This window comes from Halobellus ordinarius (assembly GCF_031823395.1).
Taxonomy (GTDB): domain Archaea; phylum Halobacteriota; class Halobacteria; order Halobacteriales; family Haloferacaceae; genus Haloquadratum; species Haloquadratum ordinarius.
The window spans coordinates 38,268-56,501 of sequence record NZ_JAVQKJ010000001.1 but is presented as its reverse complement, the minus strand read 5'-3'; the positions used below and the strand labels follow the sequence as shown (position 1 = coordinate 56,501).

Below are 18,234 nucleotides of genomic sequence, written 5' to 3'. Positions count from 1 at the left end.
CAGTGGTTATGTTGGTGTCAGGTCCGGTGGTTATCGGGCGGATCGGGTGGCTATAGACAGGTTCGGTGACTGTTGGAGGGCCTGGGGCTATCAAACAACTCCTGAATTTCGAATACATCCGGTGGTCGTCCGATACTCACGGTAGTCGTCTGACACCCGTGGTGGTGTACGGGTCGGATCTGTGGTTCGTGCTGCCGAGCCGACGTGAGTGAAATCACGTCAAACTGATGAATGGAAAAGTGGGAATATCGCAGTCCCCCCACCCCTTCGTTTCGGGTGGAACCGCAGAACAGGGGGGAGGGGTCGTCCGAAGGGCTAACTAGTAGCGGTACCTTTATCATCTATAGCCATAAACGAGACCCGTAGTGGAATATTAATATTAATTTCATATCTAAAGATGTTTGATTTTAACAACTACTCGCTCTGGTCCGCTTCGCTGACTGACTTGCTTCCCAGTCTCGGAAGTCTCCAGTTGAAACGAAGGGGTGGGGGGCTACCTACATAACGTTCGAGTGAAACAGAACGAGCGAGGGAGATCGACCGAGTCATTCCTCTTAGTAATAGTCGTGCCGAATTACCGACACAAACCGACGATACTCGGCGTCATCACCGGGTATTTCGGGTCCAGCGGCCGGCACGGACAGCTTCGAGAGGAGCAGAGACAAGTTTTTAGTAGTGGCTCTTCCTCTGGTTCGACTGCATCAACTGGACGCGCCCCCGGATAACCGGTCCGGCAAAACCACTCGTCAAACCGCAAACTACCCGATTTACCGGTTTTGGGCGTTATCTCCAGTCGAAATAGGGGGGATATCGATGGAAGAAGACACAGAATCTGACGACAGCGCCGATCCAGGCGATCATTCAGAACGGGGAGAGGGCACTCGCAACGATGGGCGAAACGAAGCGTTGTCCGTCGGAGAAGAGACTGATCGTGCCGACGAGGAAGGAAGCCAACCGGACCCAATCAGTCAGGCCGACGAGGACTGGCGTCGCGGATCGAAGCCGGACCGGCCAGTCGAAACTGGCACCGATCAGCCGACTGGCACGGGCTCCCAGCAGCCGACTGGAACTGGCTCTGATCGACCAAGTGAACTCGGCCGTGAGCGGTCACCCGAAACCGACCCTGGTCACTCGACCGAGGGCGACGCCAATATAGACACGTTCGTGGATCGAGTTGTGGCTTCAGATCTTGACGACTCCCCCAACCGCTCTCAGAGTGACGAAGGTCGTTCCGATACTGCCGAGAAGGATGCGGATTCGCGACAGGACGTCGATTCGCGACAGGACGTCGATTCGCGACAGGACGCCGATTCGCGACAGGACGCCGATTCGCGACAGGACGCCGATTCGCGACAGGACGCCGATTCGCGACAGGACGCCGATTCGAGGATTGAGCAGTCTCAGGACCCATCACAGGCTGACTTGTCGCAGGTGGGCTCCTCCGAAGCCGAATCCCCTCAGACGGATTCACCCGATACCGACGATCCCGTCAAAGATCCCGTCAAATCTACTTCCGCGCACGAGAGTACCACTGACTCTGATTCGAGTCCGTCCGCATCAACCTCGTCCGCGTCTTCTCACTCGACCCCCGGTCCATCCGCAACCGACCCGTCTACTTCCGAGCAATCAACGACAGCCTCCTCTGCTTCCGAGCAATCAACGACAGCCTCCTCTGCTTCCGAGCAATCTATGTCCGGCCCATCCTCCGACTCGACCGATACCTCTACAGACACGCCCGACGTCTCCACATCTGCCCCGTCCGCTGAATCGGCTGACACCTCCGCGTCCAGTTCGACGCCGGATTCGACCGACAGATCAACTCCGGGCTCCTCGTCCGACTCGCGCGGAGACACGACAGTAAGTCTCGACGAAGTCGTCCTCGACGACGAAGACGACAGCCAGGGGCTGTTCGACGACCTCCTCTCCGGCGAACCGATCTTCGAGAACAAGGAGGTGCTCCGCCCGTCCTACACGCCGCACGAACTCCCCCACCGGAACGAACAGATCAATCAGATGGCGACCATCCTCGTGTCGGCGCTTCGCGGCGAGACGCCGTCGAACATCCTGATCTACGGGAAGACGGGTACCGGGAAGACCGCCAGCGCAAAGTTCGTCAGCCAGGAGTTGGAGTCGACGTCGGAGAAGTACGACGTCCCCTGCGAGGTCGAGTACATCAACTGCGAGGTGACGGACACCCAGTATCGAGTTCTCGCTCAACTCGCCAACAAGTTCATCGAGAAGAATCAGAGCTTTATCGACCGGAAGCTCGAAGAGCTGACCGACCTCCGGTCGCGCGCCGAGACGAATCCTCAGGCACTCGTCGACTCGGGATTCGGGACGACCGAGGACGTTGCGGCCCGGATCGAAGAGCTCGAATCCGACCGCGAGGAGATGGAACCGGTCCCGATGACTGGCTGGCCCACTGACCGGGTGTACTCGACGTTCTTCGACGCCGTCGACTACGAGGAACGGGTCGTCGTGATTATGCTCGACGAGATCGACAAGCTCGTCGAGAAATCCGGCGACGACACGCTGTATAACCTCTCGCGGATGAACTCGGAACTGGAAAACTCCCGGATCTCCATTATGGGCATCTCCAACGACCTGAAGTTCACCGACTTCCTCGATCCCCGGGTCAAATCCAGCCTCGGCGAGGAGGAAATCGTCTTCCCGCCGTACGACGCGAACCAGCTTCGGGACATTCTCCAGCACCGCGCGAACGTCGCGTTCAAACCCGAGGCGCTCACTGACGACGTCATCCCGCTGTGTGCCGCCTTCGCGGCCCAGGAACACGGCGACGCCCGGCGCGCGCTGGATCTCCTCCGGACGGCCGGCGAACTCGCCGAGCGCGGCCAGGCCGACACCGTCGAGGAGGCCCACGTCCGGCAGGCGCAGGACAAGATCGAACTCGACCGCGTCGTCGAAGTCGTCCGGACGCTCCCGACGCAGTCGAAGATCGTCCTCTTTGCGACGATCCTCTTGGAGAAGAACGGCGTCCACAACATCAACACCGGGGAGGTGTTCAACATCTACAAGCGCCTCTGTGAGGAGATCGACGCAGACGTGCTCACCCAGCGTCGCGTGACCGACCTCATCTCCGAGCTCGATATGCTCGGGATCGTGAACGCCGTCGTCGTCTCGAAGGGACGCTACGGTCGCACGAAGGAGATCTCCCTGTCGGTTCCCGTCGAGGAAACCGAGGCGGTGCTCCTCTCGGACTCCCGCCTCGGCGACATCGAGAACGTCCAGCCGTTCGTGCAGGCCCGGTTCGATAACTGAGGACTCGCAGCCACACATTTGCTATGTTCGACGAAATAATGCAGAAATTCGAGGGGAGCCCGAGTCAACAGGAGGTCATCCGACTCCTCCTGGAACGCGGCTTCTCCGTCAACGACGAGGGACGCGTCGTCTCCGGCGGCATCGAGATTCCGAACACCGGTATCGCCCGCGAGATCGGCGTCGACCGCCGCGTCGTCGACTCGACCACCACGGCGATCCTCGAAGACGAGGAACTGCGGCGGATCTTCCAGAACATCTCCTCGATCCCGAGCCTGATGGATCTCGCCCCCGTCCTCGATCTCTCGGTCCTGACAGTCGAGGTGAACGACGCCGATCAGCCCGGGATCGTCTCGGAGGTGAGTTCCCGTCTCGCCGAACGGGACATCTCGATCCGGCAGACGATCAGCGAGGACCCCGAGTTCACCGACGAACCGAAGCTCTACGTCGTCACCGACGAGCCGATCCCCGGCGATCTGCTGAACGAGTTTTCCGAACTGGAATTCGTCCGCCGCGTTTCGATCGCCTGAACCGCGTTCGTGAGAACTACACCGATCGGCTGCCGGAACGTTTGCGGGAGACGTCCCAATCGACTGAAACGCACCGACGCGAACCCTTTTGAACGATCCCGGGCGTAGCTCTCGACGTGTCCGATCCCGCAGACGACTCCGACGCGTCGTTTCGGACTGTCGCCGATCCCGGGGAAGCCAGCTTCGAGGTGAGGGGTTCGGAGTTCATCGGCTACGTCGCGCCCGCTAATACCGTCGAGGAAGCCGAATCGTTCGTCGAGACGATCCGCTCTCGACACCTTGACGCGACCCACAACGTCCCCGCGTACCGCGTGCCGGCGGGCGCGGACTCGTCCGGGGGCGGGACCAACGCAGACACCGGTCCCACGCCCCCCAACACCGGAGTGATGCTCCGAGAGTACCAGTCGGACGACGGGGAGCCGTCGGGATCGGCCGGCAAGCCCGCCCTGAACGTGCTCGTCCAGCGCGACGTCCGGAACGTGGCTGCGGTCGTCACCAGATACTACGGCGGGACGAACCTCGGCGTCGGCGGCCTCGCCCGCGCATACTCCCGCGCTGTCAACGACGCCGTCGACGATGCCGGGGTGATCCAGACGGTTCCTCACGAGCGGTTCGACGTCACCGTCGGCTACGACGACTCCGGGACGGTCCGCGGACTCCTCGAAAGCGCCGACGTCGAGTTCGATGCGACGTACGAGGCCGACGTCTCGTTTTCGGTCCGCGCACCCGTCGCAGCGGCCTCGGAACTCCGCGATCGCATCCGAAGCGCGACCAGCGGGCGGGCAGATATCGACCAGTGACGCTGTTGTCAGCGACCCACGAGTGAAGTCGTGGGCTTCCGCCCTGGATGACCCACGAGTGAAGTCGTGGGCTTCCGCCCTGGATATCTGTGAATGCGGTATCTGTATTTAGCGATGCGGCTGCAGCAGTCCTCTGTCGGGATGTATATTCTTCGGCAACGGAGCGAGTACCGTTTCTCCGAGTCGGGAACAGACCAGCTTGATTTTTGAGAGAGACGGCAGTAGTTTGCAGTGAGATGCCTGCCGAGAAGTCCTGTCCAGATTGTGAGACTCCACTAGAGCAGATGAGCCTGCAAGGGACCGACGCTATCGGAGAACTGTCTATCGTCTCAGAGTCGACGGACGATGGCTTCCTTAGCAGTCTCCGGGCGGACGAAATACTCACACCAGTTCCATATGTCTGCCCTGATTGCCGACGAACGCTTTTGTACGCCGAGGAGTGATCGGTGCTCGGTCGCCTGTCTCGATCAGTTGTCGCTGTGGGCGGCTAACCCTGTTCGAGACGGTGAAAACCGACGTGAGGATGTTGACGACGCTGGAACATCCGAGCGGGCGTTCAAATGACCCGTAGCGAGCGGACAGCGAGTGGAGCTTCGAGGCTGAAACGTCGCTTTGTGCCACCCTTGGATACTTCATACGGGCTACTGTACCTACCAATATGGTCGACATCGACTCCGAGACCCTGTTCAACGGCGCGGCGGCGACGCTCACCACGATCGCCGTCCTCTTTTTTGTGTTCAACGTCGAGCTCAACTTCTCCCCGGTGACGAAGATCGCGATCGTCCTCGCCTTTCTCGCGCTCGTCGTCGCCATCTCCCAGCGCACCGCCGACCCGCAACTGACGATTCTCGGGTACGGCGTCGTCGTCATCTCGATCGTGGGGCTCTTTTTCGATCTCGTCAATACATTCGATCTCGGGAGCGAACTGACGGTCCTCGGTCTGCTCGTCCTTGCGGCTATCCTCTTCGCGCTCAGGACTCGGTTCGATAGCCAGAACCGCCTTCTGAACCCGCAGCAGACCAGATATCTCATCGCGGTCGTCTCCGTTCTCGCGGCCGTGATCCTCATCACCGACGTCGTGACCGGCGGCCTCGCCTACGAGCTCCAACCCGAGAGCAGGATCGAAATCGACGAGTCGCCACGGGAGAGACTCCAGGTCGCGACCGTCACTGTCACCAACCCGACCCCGCTTCCGGAGCGAGTCGAGACCCCCGACTACGCGGCCTGTGCCGCGGGCGACTGGAGCGAGTACAGACATCCCGCGGATCCCGACCGGGAGGAGCGGCCGCCCGTCCGGGCGCATCTGAACGTCGAAGACGGCTACAACGAGCACGTGATGAGCTTCGGCTCGAAGACGTATCCGGTGAGACTCCACATCGAGGCGACGAACACGACGGGAGAGACGTTCCGCGTCGAGCGCACCGACGAGTGCCCCGACGACGATTCCGGTGCGCCGTACATCGCGATCTACGAGGGAGCCGGGAACGGGCCGCGAATGTTCCCGTAGACGTGTTCACATCGATTATCCACACTATCCAACCGGCTCGCCCCTGTCGCCGCCGTCAGTCGACAATGATGTCGGCGTCGTCGTCGCCGACGTTTCGGCTTCGCGGCTGCATCTCGGTCCGATAGCGCTCGATCCAGTCGGCGAAACACCCCGGACAGAGCCGCTGGCTGTCCACTTCGGATCGATCGACGTTCAACTGTACCGTCCGCGCGAGGGGGTCGTCGGTCGGCTCGCCGCAGGCGTCACAGGGCTGGCTCCCGGCCATACGTCCCCCTGCGTAGCCCGTCGGTAAAGGTGTTCACCAGGTCCCGGCGGGATCCGACGTCGCAACGGTGATCCCACTGGCCTCGAAGGCGGTAGCGCCACTCGCTCGTAACCCCACCCACTCATTATAGTAGCGTTCGCAACTGATTGCTCATCCGATCGCACGACTGCGTGTGGTCGTGTGAGCGAAGACTTGCGAACGCTACTATATCAGGTCGTTCGGAACGCCCGATCCCCGGCGTCGCCCAGCCCCGGGATGATGTACCCGTCATCGTCCAGGTAATCGTCGATAGCGACGGTCAGAAGATCGGCCTGGGGGAACTCCTCCCCGATTCGGAGGAGGCCGTCGGGCGCCGAGACCGCCGAGAGCACGAACACGTCGGCGGGCTCTGTGTCGCTGGCGTTGAGGACGTGATCGAGAACGGCGCTCATCGTCGATCCGGTCGCGAGCATCGGATCGGCCACGATGACGGTGTCGTCTTCGGTGATCTCCGGCAGTTTGACGTAGTCGATGCTGATCGGGAACTCCCCGGCCTCGTTCATCCCCGCCTCCTCGTCGCGGCCGGCGCTGATGACGCCCTGCTTCGCGCGCGGGAACGCCTTCAACAGCCCCTCGACGAACGGCGTCGCCGCCCGGAGCACGTTGACGATGACGACGTTATCGAGTCCCTTGACGCGCTCGCCGGTCGTCTCGGTCAGCGGGGTCTCGACGCTGACGTACTCGGTTTCCATCGCGCCGTCGATGATTTCGTACCCGCAGATCCGGCCGAGTTTCACCAGCCCCTTGCGGAACGCCACCTGCTCGGTTTCGACGTCCCGGAGTCGAGAGAGGGTGTCCTTCGCGAGTGCGTGCGTGATCAGATACGCGTCGTCGCGGTCTTCGATGGTCATCAGTTCCACAATCGGAAGTCGGACCCAAATAACTCACCGGGATCGTTTCGACTGCGTGATCGACCAGTTACGGCCGGCTGTCTGACCGAGCACATCGGGCCGGCTGCCTGACCGAGCACGTCGGGCCCGTTCCCCACCTATCGCGTGATGACGTGCGTCGCCGCCATAATAATCAGCGCCAGTGAGCCCACGTTCACCAGCGTAAACTGCGCGATATCGACGAAGCTCAGTCCCCACACCACGACGGTTGCGAAGATGGAAGAGAGGACGAGATTCATCGCGAAGAGTACTCGCGGGTCCCCCTCCGAAGTCGTCTCCATACTCGGATCTTGTGGCCGACCTTCACATATTTTGCGCCGGCCATCCTCCACATACTTTGCGTTGGCGCCCAATGTAAACCCGTGACCGTCCGTAATCGCGAGGGAGAGCCTGTCGATCCGGTGCCGTTCGCTGTCATCGCCGGCTCAGCGTGGCTGCTGTGTCTCTCGTTCGGTCCCCTCTATCTCGATGCGTTCGCTGTCCCCTGGCCCCGCGGCCTCGCGATCTCGACGGCCATCGCGCTCCTCGCGACCGTCTGGGCGTACCGGCGATACGTCTGGACTGTCGATCCCGTCGTCCGTCGGGAGGTTCCGGCGAAACTCCGATTCCGGCAAATCTGTTACGGCGCAATCGTCTTCGGTGTCGTCTTCCTCGTCTTGAGCGTTCTCGTCTTCGCTCGCGGCGTGTGAATTGCATTTCCCGTTCGACCCCGGTTTTGCTCTCCACCGGGTGACTTTTGCTTTGCCAGCGGACCAGACTCGCCTGTCGGCCGTGCGTGCCCCGCGGACGAGCGAGGCGGAATTAACACTTCGGAATCACTTTTCGGGTGTATGGGACTGCTAACAACACTCAAAGACACGTTTGCGGCGTCGACGGAGTCGCCGAACCGGGGTGACGCGACCTCGTCCACGAGCGGCGCGTACTGGTGTCACGACTGTGCCGAACGAACTCTCGCCAGCGAGGTTTCCGGTGACGCACCACCGGCGTGCCCGGAGTGCGGCGACGAGATGGAACTGGAGCGCTCGCCCGATTCGACGGGCTGTGCCTGCTGACTACGGGGCTTCTGTCGACTTCCGCTCCGGCTCAGATGATTCGGTCGGATCGGCGAGCGTGTACTCTTCGTCGGGCTCGGTTGGATAGCGGTCGAGTCCCGACAGCGTCTCCCAGTCGCTTTCGAACTCCTCGTCGGTGAGGAGCGCGTCGTCGAGCCGTTTTCGCAGCGCCGCCTCGTCGATATCCTGTCCGATGAACACCAGTCCCGTCCGTCGGTCCCCCCACGTTTCGTCCCACTCGAATCCGAGATCCGACCGGTTGTTGCGGTAGCTCCGCTGCTCGAATTCGGGCAGGCTCGCGACCCATCGACCGGTCGCCTCGACCGTCGCGGAGGGGCCCGCCTGCCCGTACGTCAGGTGCGTTTCCTCCCGGCCGGCGACCCAGAGGTGACCCTTCGACCGCAACACCGAGGGCGGAAGGTCGCCGAGAACGTCGGCAACCCGCTCGGGATGGAACGGCCGACGGCGTCGGTACGTGAACGAGGTGATCCCGTAGTCCTCCTCGGGATGAGTGTGGTCGTGGTCGTGGCTGCCGGCACCTTCGTCTCTGTGGTCGTGTTCGTGGCCGTCGGCGTCACCCTGGTCGTGTTCGTGGCCGTCGGCGTCACCCTGGTCGTGTTCGTGGCTGTCGGCGTCACCCTGGTCGTGTTCGTGGCCGCCGCCGTCACCCTGATCGTGTTCGTGGCCGCTACCGCTTCCTTCTTCGGCTCCGGCGTCCAGCGCCTGCTTCCATCCAGCCTTCTCGGCGGCGGTCGCGGGATCGAACAGGTCCACCCCGAGCACCTGATCGATCTCGACGTCGCCGTAGGTGGTCCTGAGAATCCGCGCGTCCGGACGCAGCGATCGGACGACACCCTCGACTCGCTCCAACTCCGCGTCGTCGACGAGATCGGTCTTGTTCAGGACGACCACGTCCGCGAACTCGACCTGTTCGACGAGCAGGTCCGACAGCGGTCGGCGTTCCCCGTCGCCGCCCTCCGCGACCGACTTCGTCGGGGTCGAATCAGCGTCAAACGTGTCGGCAAACAGCCGACTGTCGACGACGGCGACGACGGCGTCCATCCGGTACTTCGCTGCGGCGGGAGAGCCGCCGGTGAAGAGTCGGGCGACCGGTGCCGGCTCGCTGATCCCCGACGGTTCGACGACCAGGTGATCGAAGGACCGCTCTCTGGCCAGTCGCACGACTGCGGTCTCCAGGTCGTCCCGCAGTTCACAGCAGATACAGCCGTTCGAGAGCTCCGTGACCGTCCCGTCGGCGACCGAGAGGTCCGACGCCTCGTCGACGAGGTCGGCGTCGACGTTCAGCTCCCCCATATCGTTCACCAGCACGGCGATGTTCCGATCCGAGGAGCCTTTCAGCAGCCGGTTGAGGAGCGTCGTCTTCCCGGCGCCGAGGCTCCCGCTGAGCACTGTCACTGGTGTCTCATCCGACGACTTCAGCATACGCTCTGTGGGCGCTGCCGACACTTCAACGTGCGGGCGCTGTTGTCGATTCAACGCACGTGCGCGACTATATCCTGGTCGCCCCGGTCTCTCCTCGCTGTCCCGTTCTCCCTGGTCGCCCCGGCCTCCCGGTGCCGCGGGCGTCCCGCTGGCGACGATTTTGCGGCCCCTGCGGACTGGCACGCCGGGCACATCCGGGCAATACGCTTTTGTTGCGGCGTCCGTACCTCGCGCTATGTCCCTTGTGGAACGGATCAGACGCTTCCGGACGGCTCTCGCCGAGTGGGCCCGGGGGCTCTATCACGGGATGATCTCTCATCCCGCCTACGAGAAGATCGAAAACGAAGCCGAGGACCTCGAAGACACGTTTATGCTCGCCTGTTTCCCGGAAGCGTTCGGGATCCCCTCGCCGGTGTCGTACTACACCGCCGAGTTGCTCCCGTATCTCGAAGACGAGTTCGAGTCCTGGGAACGGCGGATGTGGGACCGCGGGTCGATGCTCGAACGAAAAGGCCAGCAGTACCACTTCTGACGATGCACAAACACGTCTTTTTCGGCGGAAAGGGCGGGGTCGGGAAGACGACCGTCTCCTCGGCGTACGCGCTCCGGTGTGCCCGTGCAGACCTCCGCACCCTGATCGTGTCGACGGATCCGGCCCACAGCACCTCCGACGTCTTCGATCAGCAGTTCGACGACGACCCCTCATCCGTGGAGGGGATCGACGGTCTCGACGCGATGGAGATCGACCCCGAAGCCGAGACCGAGCGCCACCTGATGGAGACCAAACGTGCGATGACCGATCAGGTGAGCGCCGCGATGGTCAACGAGATCGATCGCCAAATCGAGATGGCCCACCAGACACCCGGTGCCTACGAGGCCGCGTTGATGGATCGCTTCATCGAGGTGATGCGCGAAGCCGACGAGTACGACCGCGTCGTCTTCGACACTTCGCCGACCGGCGGCACGCTCCGGTTGCTCTCGCTCCCGGAGATGCTCGAAGGGTGGATCGATCGGCTCGCACACAAGCGCGAACAGGCGATCGAGTTGTACGAACGAGCGGCGATCGGCAACAACGAACCCCGCCGGATGATGGACGGCGATCCGATCCTCGACCGCCTGCGGACGCGCAAAGAGCGCTTCGAGTTCGCGGGGCAGAAACTCAGAAACGACGCCGCCTTCTTCCTCGTCGTCAACCCCGACGAACTGTCGCTGCGGGAGACGAGCCGTGCCGTCGACGAACTCCAGTCGTACGGTCTCGACGTCCGCGGGCTGGCGATCAACCGGCTCACGCCGGAACCGGAACCCCACGAGGAGGGCCGCGGCGCGACCTTCCTCCGCGACCGGGTCGAAACCGAGCGGGAGCACCTCGAAACCCTCCACGAGTCGTTCGAGCCGCCTGTCGTCGCGGAGATCGAAACCCGCGTCTCCGAAGTGAAAGGGAGCATCCTCGAGACGGTCGCCTCGGAACTGGAGATCGAGGTCCGTCCGGATCCGCCCTCGTCCTCGGCGGAGTGACCACACGAATAGGCCTCACTCACACGCGAATAGGCCTCACTTTCAGACAGACAGGCTCCACTTTCGGACGACCTGGTCGCCGACGGCCGTTTCTCCGGGACACCCTCTCCCGTTTGCTCACACCGAACCTGTAACCCGGACCGGTTTCATTACCAGCCCATTGATCGTTAACATTATACGTGATTCTTCCGCAACGATGTGTGGGGCAATCACAATATGGTCCAGGTACTATGGTTAGTCATAGCGATACTCGTGCTGTTCAGCATCGGGTATCTCGGATACTCGAGGTATCTCGCGCAGTTCGTCGACCTCGACGACGACCGCGAGACACCGGCACACAAGTATGAGGACGGCCAGGAGTACGTCCCATCGAAGAAGCCGGTGCTCCTCGGGCACCACTATTCGAGTATTGCAGGCGGCGCACCGATCGTCGGCCCGATCACGGCCGGCGTACTATGGGGGTGGCTTCCCGCCCTCGCGTGGATCGCGATCGGCAATCCGCTGATGGGGGCGGTGCACGACTTCTCCGCGCTGTCGGCCAGCCTCCGACACGAGGGGAAGTCGATCGGCTACATCATCGGGGAGTACATCGGCGAACGCGGCAAGAACATGCTGCTGTGGTTCGCGTTCCTGACGATCATCCTCGTCGTCGCCGTGTTCGCACTCGTCGTTGCCATCGTGTTCAACGCGTTCCCGCAGGCGGCGACGGCCAGTCTGATCTACATCGGACTGGCGGTGCTGCTCGGCGTGTGGCTGTACCAGTTAGATCTCCCGTTCCTCGTTGGGACCGGGTTGTTCGTCGCGCTGATGTTCGCCGGTGTCTGGGTCGGCATTCAGTACCCGCTCGCTTTGGTTCCGGGCGATTACCCTGCCGGAACGATCGTCCTCTTGGGTTCGGGGATGTCGTGGCTCCCCGGAGCCGGCGCTTTCGGTGCCAACACGGCGGCGTGGATCCCGATCATCCTGGTCTACGGGGCGATCGCGAGCGCACTGCCGGTGTGGTTCCTGCTTCAGCCGCGTGACTACCTCTCGTCGTTCCTGCTGTACACAGGCGTCGGCGGCGCGCTCGTCGCCGTCATCGTGGGAACGCTCCTGGGCACGGCGAACCAGCCGCTCGTGACCAGTCTCGAACCGTTCTACGGCTTCGTCGGCCGCAACGGCGCGCCGCTTTTCCCGCTGCTTTTCATCACGATCGCCTGCGGGACCATCAGCGGCTTCCACTCGCTGGTCTCTTCGGGGACCACCGCGAAGCAGCTGAACCGCGAAACCGACGCTCGCGCGATCGGATACGGCGGGATGCTCGGCGAAGGCCTGCTCGCGACGGTTGCGCTCATCTGTGTCGCGATCGTCGCACCCGACGTCGGTGGCGGGATCGGCCTGGCGCTGCCGACGTTCGCGTCCGGCGGTGCCATCCTGCTCACCAGCTTCGGCATCCCGACCTCGTTCGGGGGGCCGTTCATGGCGCTCGTGCTCGTGAGCTTCCTCCTCACGTCGACTGACACGGCAGTGCGCCTCGGCCGCTATATGATGGAGGAGATCGTCGGCACGCCCGAGACGTCCGTCGAGTCGTTCGCGTCGGACCGCTACGGGAACGCTGCGCTGCAGACCATCCCGGCGTACATCCTCATCGCCAGCGGGTCGTGGGCGACGCTGTGGCAGCTGTTCGGCGGCGCGAATCAGCTGCTCGCGGCGCTTGCGCTCCTGACCGCGACGGTGTGGCTCGCGAACTGGGACGACTCGAAGCAGCTTCTCAGCACCGGCGGCCCGATGGCCCTGATGGTCGTCATCACCGTCACCGGCCTCCTGTGGCTCGCCTTACACAGCAACCTCTACACCAAGTTCCTCGATCCCTCGTGGATGGCCGAGGCGACGACGGTGCAGATGATCTCGGCGGTGACACAGATCGTCCTCGCGCTCGTGTTGGTGTATCTCGGCCTCTCCTTGGTCAAGATGGGCTACGACAACATCGACGAAGTCCGCAACGGCGAACGGGCGGGCGGCTTCTCGCCGGGCGACGACTGAGCGTCGGCCGCGAAACCGCTTCGCACCGTACCGATTTTTCATTTCTTCACCTGGCGAGAGACTCGTCGATCTGCAGGAGTGCACCCCGATTTTGACAACTGTCTCCTTTCGCCGTCGGCGCCTATTCTGTAGCGACCGCTCGCTTTCGTCGGCGGCGACTACCCCCCGCCGAGTCGCTGGGCCACCGCGTCGCGGATCCGTCCGAGTACCGTGCGACGCTCGGCAGGCGGCACGTCGCGCCACAGCGCGAACGCCTCGGCCGAGGCCCCCTCCTCGCTTTTGACGATCGCCTCGTGGTCGGGGACGACGACGGCGAGGTTGATCTCGTAATGCCCGTAGTAGCCGAATTTCAGCAAGGTCCGATCGCGGAACCCGTCGACGAACTCCGCGACGTCCTCGGGGAGCGTCTCGGCGACGACGACGAACGTGAAGTCAGTCCCGAAGTGTTCCTCGTCGGGGACGAGCCAGTCGGCGTCGTCAGCCAGGTCGTGACCGAGGTCCACCAACCGCTCTAGGTCCGCGACGGTCGGCCGGTCGGTCCGGCGAGCGAAGATGAACTCCCTGTGCTCGTGGTTCGCGTAGTCTAACGCCGGATGGAAGAAATGCTTCTGGCTTTCCATCCGCATCTCCGCGAACAGGGGGAACCGCTCGCCGTGGACCATCTGGTCCCGTTCGAGATTGTAGTTGAACATCAGCCGATCGGAGACCCGATCCAGGTACTCGTCGTCCCAGACGGGGATCGACGAGCGGTCGATTCCGGCCTCCTCGGCCGCTTCGTCCGGATCGAACGGTTCGTGGGACTCGTCGGCCATTATTCGTCGCCGTACGGGACTGCGTCTCCGTCGACTGCCGGCGCCCCGATCGCGAGCACCACGACGTCCTCGGTCGCGTCCGCGGGATTGTAGGCCCGCTGTGGGCTCTCGGGATCGACCGCGAACAGTTCGCCGGTGTCAACCTGGAAGGTCCCTTCGGGCGTCTCGACCGACAAATCCCCCGAGAGGACGTAGAACGCCTCCTCCTGCTCTTCGTGGTAATGATACGTCAGCGGCAACTGCTCGCCCGGTTCGGCCCGGAAGCGGTTGATCGCGACGTTCGAGAGCTCCGCTGCCGTCCCGAGACGACGCAGTTCACACGGTCGGCCCTCGGCCAGCGGGACGTCCTCGGTATCGACGACTCGGTATCCCATACGGGGACACTCCACACACACACACAAAAGCCGCTCGGGAGGGCTCCTCCCACAATTTTAATGTCGATTGGTCCCCACGATAGTGTAATGCGAACGAACAGTAACACTGAGTCCTGCGGCCGGTGTTCGATGTCGACAGTCGTGGAGGCGGCAGACGTCGAGGGCGAGGGTCCGTTCGACGGCGAGCGTATCGAAGTCGACGACGACACGCTCCGTCAGGTCTCGCCGGGCGCGTGGCTCAGCGGGGTCGTGGGCCGGCTGGATCGGTTCGCCACGCGATTCATCCACGGAAACCGCTGAATTCCGGATCACTCGCATCTCGGACGTCCGTTTTCGACATTCGTTACGGACTGGCGGGTGTGTCGGACGCCCGCAAGACCCGGAGTAGAGTTTTATACTCCCGGGTCCCTACCTCGCCCGAGACGATGGAAGAGAGTGTCTCCGGATTCAAAGTTCGGGGGTCCTGGGGAGATGTCGTCGAACATGGCGAACGAATCACCCGCGCGCTGCGGGATGCCGGCGTCGACGGCGACGCCTTCGAGGAGTGGGACGAGTGGCGTCCGAAGTCCCACGAACGACTCGGGGAGGACGTCAACGAAAAGACCGCAGAGCAAGCCAGCGTCGCCGAGGGCGAAGGCGAGAAGGCGGGCAAGGGTCCCGACGAGGACCTCCAGACTGCCGGTGAGCGCCTCTCGGAATCGTACGAGAACGTCGAGGAGGGCAAAAGCGACGAGGCGGTCGAGCGCTGGTCCGAGTCACTCGGGTACGTCGCCCGCGCGGCAGACTCGGCGGGTCGCCGGGCGCTCCGTCGCGTGGAGAACACCGTCTACCGCCGGGTGATGACCCAGCTTGCCCCCTACTACTTCGACAACGAACTCGTCTCCGCCAACATCCAGAAGTCCACCCGCGGCGAGGGCGAGGTATCGTTCATCTTCGAGGTAAACATCAACGACGACGACCTGAAAGACGAAGTCAGTGATCGACTCAGCGAGTTCGACGAAGAAGTGACTCGCTGGCACGTCACTACCGAAAAAGAGACTGGAACCGCGGAGGCCGCCGAAGGCGTCGAACCGCCCCAGTCCGAGGACCGGACCCAGTCGACGACGAACTGACGCCCGTTTCCGGACCGCTATCGTCGTTCAGAAACGCGTTCGCTCCCGATCAGGCGTCCCCGTCGGACTGATTCGGCTCCCCGACCGCGTCTATCGGAAGGAGGCTCTGGAACTCCAGTGCCAGATCCGCACTCGACGTGAACTGGTCCGCCGTGGACCGCTCTATCACTTCGTCAACACGGACCGTCCCCTCCGCCAGTCTGACGACGACGTCGTCACACTCGGTTGCCACGTCTTCCGGGCCGAGCGGATAGTCGAGTTCCTGAAAGACTGTTTCGATGCGATTGAGTTTGATCTGTTCGTTCACGACGGTACGTACGTGCACAAACATAATAAACGTATATTATACTTCCCGACACTCGCTTCCTTGCAGGGGTATAATGATACTTCTGGGGACGAATTGCCAGGTATGTCTCCCCCACTCCGCATCGAATCCGGTGAGCTGACCGCCGAGGAGATCATCGCTGCCCTCCAGGAGGGACGCCGTGTTATCGTCGAGGCGGAACTCCTCGGCGGCGTCCACGAGGTTTCGTTGCGTCACGACGGCGAGACGTACTATTGCGACACGCCGACGACGCTGCACAAACATCCCGACGAGGAGGGGATGCGCACGTGCATCGAGCGGATGGGGTACGGACGGTCGGAGTAGGCCTTTCGCCGCGTCGAAACGCAGACTGTCGTCGTGCGTCCTGCCGCCGCCGCGCCCTTTAATCGTGACGGCGCTGAAACGGACAGGTATGAGCGACGTGCCAGAGATGAGCGACCTCCTCGAAACCGAAGACCCGGGCTTTCAGCAGGTACTTGCCTGCGTCTTCGGCATTCAGCGCCACGAGAGCCGGACGTATCTCGCACTCCTCGATCATCCGGGCAGCACCGTCGCGGAACTCGCGGACGTTCTCGACCGCGACCGGAGCAACGTCAATCGGTCGCTGACCACACTGATGGACAAAGGGCTCGCAGAGCGGCGGCGTCGCCTGCTCGATTCGGGCGGATACATCTACCAGTACACGGCGACCGAACTCCCGGAGGCCAAGGAGATGCTGCACGGCGCGCTCGACGAGTGGGTCGAACGCGTCCACCGGAGCATCGAGGGGTACGGCCTCGACGACGAGGCGGACGCCGCTACCGAATAGCGGAGGACCCTTCCGGAATCACGACGGGTGTCGCCGGGACCACCCGTCGCTCCCTCGTCCCGCTCCCGCGCGTCCGCACCCGAGCGCTTCAGTGCTCGCATCCCACGCTCGAACCGCCCCCCTTTTCACGGCTGAACGCGACGGTTTCGACAATGAGTCTCGAACTCACCGCACCCGCGCCCGACGCCCCGGCGGTCGCCGACGACGGCGTCTGGCTCGCGGATATCGAGACGGGCGAGACGTACGCTCCCTTCGACGAGATCCGGTACACTGGCGACGACGGCAACCTGCTGGAGGTGCGTTACGCCGATCCGCCGACGTTCGAGGACTTCCAGGGGCAGGGCCGCGGCGTCTGGCGCTACCGCGCCGCACTCCCGTTCGAGACAGGCGTCACGCTCCCCGAGGGCGACACGCCGCTGCACGAGGCCCCCGGACTCCGCGAGGAGATCGGCGTCCGAACGCTCCGCGTCAAACACGAGGGAATGAACCCGACGGGGTCGTTCAAGGATCGCGGGATGACCGTCGGCGTCCGCGTCGCGAAGGAACTCGGCGTGGGCCGCCTGGCGTGTGCCTCGACGGGGAACACCTCGGCCGCGCTTGCGGCCTACGGTGCCCGCGGCAATATGCAGACGCTCGTGCTCCTCCCCGCCGGGAAGGTCGCCGCGGGGAAGATCGCCCAGGCCGCACTCCACGACGCGCGCATCCTCGAAGTCGACGGCAACTTCGACGCCTGTCTCGATATCGTACAGGACCTCGCCCAGCGCGGCGAGGTGTATCTCCTCAACTCGCTGAACCCCTTCCGCCTGGAGGGCCAGAAGACAATCGGCCTCGAAATCTTAGAGGAGTTCCGCGACGACTACGGACGGTTCCCCGACCGGATCGTCCTCCCGGTCGGCAACGCGGGCAACACCTCCGCGCTGTACAAGGCGTTCCGCGAACTGGTCCAATCCGGCGCACTCGACCCCAGCGAGGTCCCGAAACTCACCGGCGTGCAGGCCGAGGGCGCCGCCCCGATGGTCGAGGCGATCGAGAACGGCTGGGCGGATACCGAACGCTGGGAAGAGGTCGAGACGCGCGCGACCGCGATCCGGATCGGCAACCCGGTCAACGCCCCGAAGGCGCTGCCGGGCATCCGCGAAACCGGCGGCACCGCCGTTGCGGTCTCCGACGAGGCAATCACCGAGTCCCAGCGCGAACTCGCCCGCGAGGGAATCGGCGTCGAACCCGCCTCGGCGGCATCGGTCGCCGGACTGAAGAAACTCCGCGACCGCGGCGTCGTCGACGCCGACGAGGACGTCGTCTGTCTGACGACCGGCCACCTCCTGAAGGATCCCGACGCGGCGTTCGAGGCGGGCAACAAGCCCGAACCGGTCCCGAACGACACCGCGGCGGTGTTAGAGCACATCGGCGCGAACTGAGTCGACCGGCCTCAGGAGGGTGGTCGACGTCGACACGGCGCTACTG

21 protein-coding genes are annotated in these 18,234 nt (G+C 63.4%); 14 read left to right on the top strand and 7 right to left on the bottom strand.

Annotated features, from left to right (window positions below; translation table 11 throughout):
- The first annotated feature begins 1,689 nt into the window (after window positions 1–1,689).
- The 4 genes from RJT48_RS00265 to RJT48_RS00250 all read left to right on the top strand — a co-directional run bounded on the left by RJT48_RS00265 (window position 1,690) and on the right by RJT48_RS00250 (window position 6,113).
- A complete protein-coding gene (locus RJT48_RS00265) occupies window positions 1,690–3,279 on the top strand; it encodes a Cdc6/Cdc18 family protein (RefSeq protein WP_311170221.1) in 1,590 nt (529 codons plus the stop codon).
- A 23-nt stretch (window positions 3,280–3,302) separates the two neighbouring features.
- Window positions 3,303–3,806, top strand: a complete 504-nt coding sequence (trpY, locus tag RJT48_RS00260; RefSeq protein WP_311170220.1) for a TrpY family transcription regulator — start codon at window positions 3,303–3,305, stop codon at window positions 3,804–3,806.
- 116 nt (window positions 3,807–3,922) lie between these two features.
- Window positions 3,923–4,606: an IMPACT family protein gene (locus RJT48_RS00255; protein WP_311170219.1), complete on the top strand. Its 684-nt coding sequence runs from the start codon at window positions 3,923–3,925 to the stop codon at window positions 4,604–4,606.
- A gap of 658 nt (window positions 4,607–5,264) precedes the next feature.
- Window positions 5,265–6,113, top strand: coding sequence for a hypothetical protein (locus RJT48_RS00250; protein ID WP_311170218.1), 849 nt, complete (start codon window positions 5,265–5,267; stop codon window positions 6,111–6,113).
- Window positions 6,114–6,168: 55 nt separating this feature from the next.
- On the opposite strand, the gene RJT48_RS00245 is transcribed toward RJT48_RS00250, so the two are convergent.
- From RJT48_RS00245 to RJT48_RS00235, 3 genes are all read right to left on the bottom strand, one after another.
- Window positions 6,169–6,378, bottom strand: coding sequence for a DUF7569 family protein (locus RJT48_RS00245; RefSeq protein WP_311170217.1), 210 nt, complete (start codon window positions 6,376–6,378; stop codon window positions 6,169–6,171).
- 209 nt (window positions 6,379–6,587) lie between these two features.
- Window positions 6,588–7,268 carry a uracil phosphoribosyltransferase gene (gene upp, locus RJT48_RS00240; RefSeq protein WP_311170216.1) on the bottom strand — a complete coding sequence of 227 codons (681 nt, stop codon included), beginning with the start codon at window positions 7,266–7,268 and terminating at the stop codon, window positions 6,588–6,590.
- 137 nt (window positions 7,269–7,405) lie between these two features.
- Entirely contained in the window at window positions 7,406–7,588 is a 183-nt protein-coding gene (locus tag RJT48_RS00235) for a DUF8107 family protein (RefSeq protein WP_311170215.1), read from the bottom strand.
- Between the two features lie 81 nt (window positions 7,589–7,669).
- On the opposite strand from RJT48_RS00235, the gene RJT48_RS00230 reads away from it, so the two are divergent.
- Both RJT48_RS00230 and RJT48_RS00225 read left to right on the top strand, forming a co-directional pair.
- Complete coding sequence (locus tag RJT48_RS00230; RefSeq protein ID WP_311170214.1) at window positions 7,670–7,996, top strand: hypothetical protein; 327 nt, start codon at window positions 7,670–7,672, stop codon at window positions 7,994–7,996.
- A gap of 141 nt (window positions 7,997–8,137) precedes the next feature.
- Window positions 8,138–8,359, top strand: a complete 222-nt coding sequence (locus RJT48_RS00225) for a hypothetical protein (protein WP_311170213.1) — start codon at window positions 8,138–8,140, stop codon at window positions 8,357–8,359.
- On the opposite strand, the gene RJT48_RS00220 is transcribed toward RJT48_RS00225, so the two are convergent.
- Window positions 8,360–9,802 (bottom strand): GTP-binding protein, encoded by a 1,443-nt coding sequence (locus tag RJT48_RS00220; protein ID WP_311170212.1) that lies wholly within the window; start codon window positions 9,800–9,802, stop codon window positions 8,360–8,362. It abuts the gene before it with no gap.
- Window positions 9,803–10,037: 235 nt separating this feature from the next.
- On the opposite strand from RJT48_RS00220, the gene RJT48_RS00215 reads away from it, so the two are divergent.
- From RJT48_RS00215 to RJT48_RS00205, 3 genes are all read left to right on the top strand, one after another.
- Window positions 10,038–10,334 carry a DUF7990 family protein gene (locus RJT48_RS00215; protein ID WP_311170211.1) on the top strand — a complete coding sequence of 99 codons (297 nt, stop codon included), beginning with the start codon at window positions 10,038–10,040 and terminating at the stop codon, window positions 10,332–10,334.
- Window positions 10,335–10,336: 2 nt separating this feature from the next.
- Window positions 10,337–11,317, top strand: a complete 981-nt coding sequence (locus tag RJT48_RS00210; RefSeq protein ID WP_311170210.1) for an ArsA family ATPase — start codon at window positions 10,337–10,339, stop codon at window positions 11,315–11,317.
- Window positions 11,318–11,533: 216 nt separating this feature from the next.
- Window positions 11,534–13,339: a carbon starvation CstA family protein gene (locus RJT48_RS00205; RefSeq protein ID WP_311170209.1), complete on the top strand. Its 1,806-nt coding sequence runs from the start codon at window positions 11,534–11,536 to the stop codon at window positions 13,337–13,339.
- A 158-nt stretch (window positions 13,340–13,497) separates the two neighbouring features.
- Here RJT48_RS00205 and RJT48_RS00200 read toward each other — a convergent pair whose 3' ends face one another.
- Entirely contained in the window at window positions 13,498–14,151 is a 654-nt protein-coding gene (locus tag RJT48_RS00200) for a DUF8052 family protein (protein ID WP_311170208.1), read from the bottom strand.
- Window positions 14,151–14,525, bottom strand: coding sequence for a cupin domain-containing protein (locus RJT48_RS00195; protein ID WP_311170207.1), 375 nt, complete (start codon window positions 14,523–14,525; stop codon window positions 14,151–14,153). The genes RJT48_RS00200 and RJT48_RS00195 overlap by 1 nt, the downstream gene beginning before the upstream one ends.
- Window positions 14,526–14,612: 87 nt before the next feature.
- Here RJT48_RS00195 and RJT48_RS00190 point away from each other — a divergent pair, with 87 nt between their 5' ends.
- The gene (locus tag RJT48_RS00190) at window positions 14,613–14,825 is read left to right on the top strand and encodes a DUF8007 family protein (protein WP_311170206.1); all 213 of its coding nucleotides are present in this window, start codon (window positions 14,613–14,615) and stop codon (window positions 14,823–14,825) included.
- Window positions 14,826–14,950: 125 nt separating this feature from the next.
- Complete coding sequence (locus RJT48_RS00185; protein ID WP_311170205.1) at window positions 14,951–15,637, top strand: DUF5828 family protein; 687 nt, start codon at window positions 14,951–14,953, stop codon at window positions 15,635–15,637.
- Window positions 15,638–15,686: 49 nt separating this feature from the next.
- Here the strand turns inward: RJT48_RS00185 and RJT48_RS00180 are convergent, their stop codons facing one another.
- Complete coding sequence (locus tag RJT48_RS00180) at window positions 15,687–15,944, bottom strand: DUF5789 family protein (protein ID WP_311170204.1); 258 nt, start codon at window positions 15,942–15,944, stop codon at window positions 15,687–15,689.
- 102 nt (window positions 15,945–16,046) lie between these two features.
- Here RJT48_RS00180 and RJT48_RS00175 point away from each other — a divergent pair, with 102 nt between their 5' ends.
- The 3 genes from RJT48_RS00175 (at window position 16,047) to thrC (ending at window position 18,188) form a co-directional block, all read left to right on the top strand.
- The gene (locus tag RJT48_RS00175) at window positions 16,047–16,286 is read left to right on the top strand and encodes a DUF8001 family protein (RefSeq protein ID WP_311170203.1); all 240 of its coding nucleotides are present in this window, start codon (window positions 16,047–16,049) and stop codon (window positions 16,284–16,286) included.
- 88 nt (window positions 16,287–16,374) lie between these two features.
- Entirely contained in the window at window positions 16,375–16,770 is a 396-nt protein-coding gene (locus tag RJT48_RS00170; protein WP_311170201.1) for a helix-turn-helix domain-containing protein, read from the top strand.
- Between the two features lie 152 nt (window positions 16,771–16,922).
- Window positions 16,923–18,188: a threonine synthase gene (gene thrC, locus RJT48_RS00165; protein WP_311170200.1), complete on the top strand. Its 1,266-nt coding sequence runs from the start codon at window positions 16,923–16,925 to the stop codon at window positions 18,186–18,188.
- The last annotated feature ends 46 nt before the right edge of the window (window positions 18,189–18,234 follow it).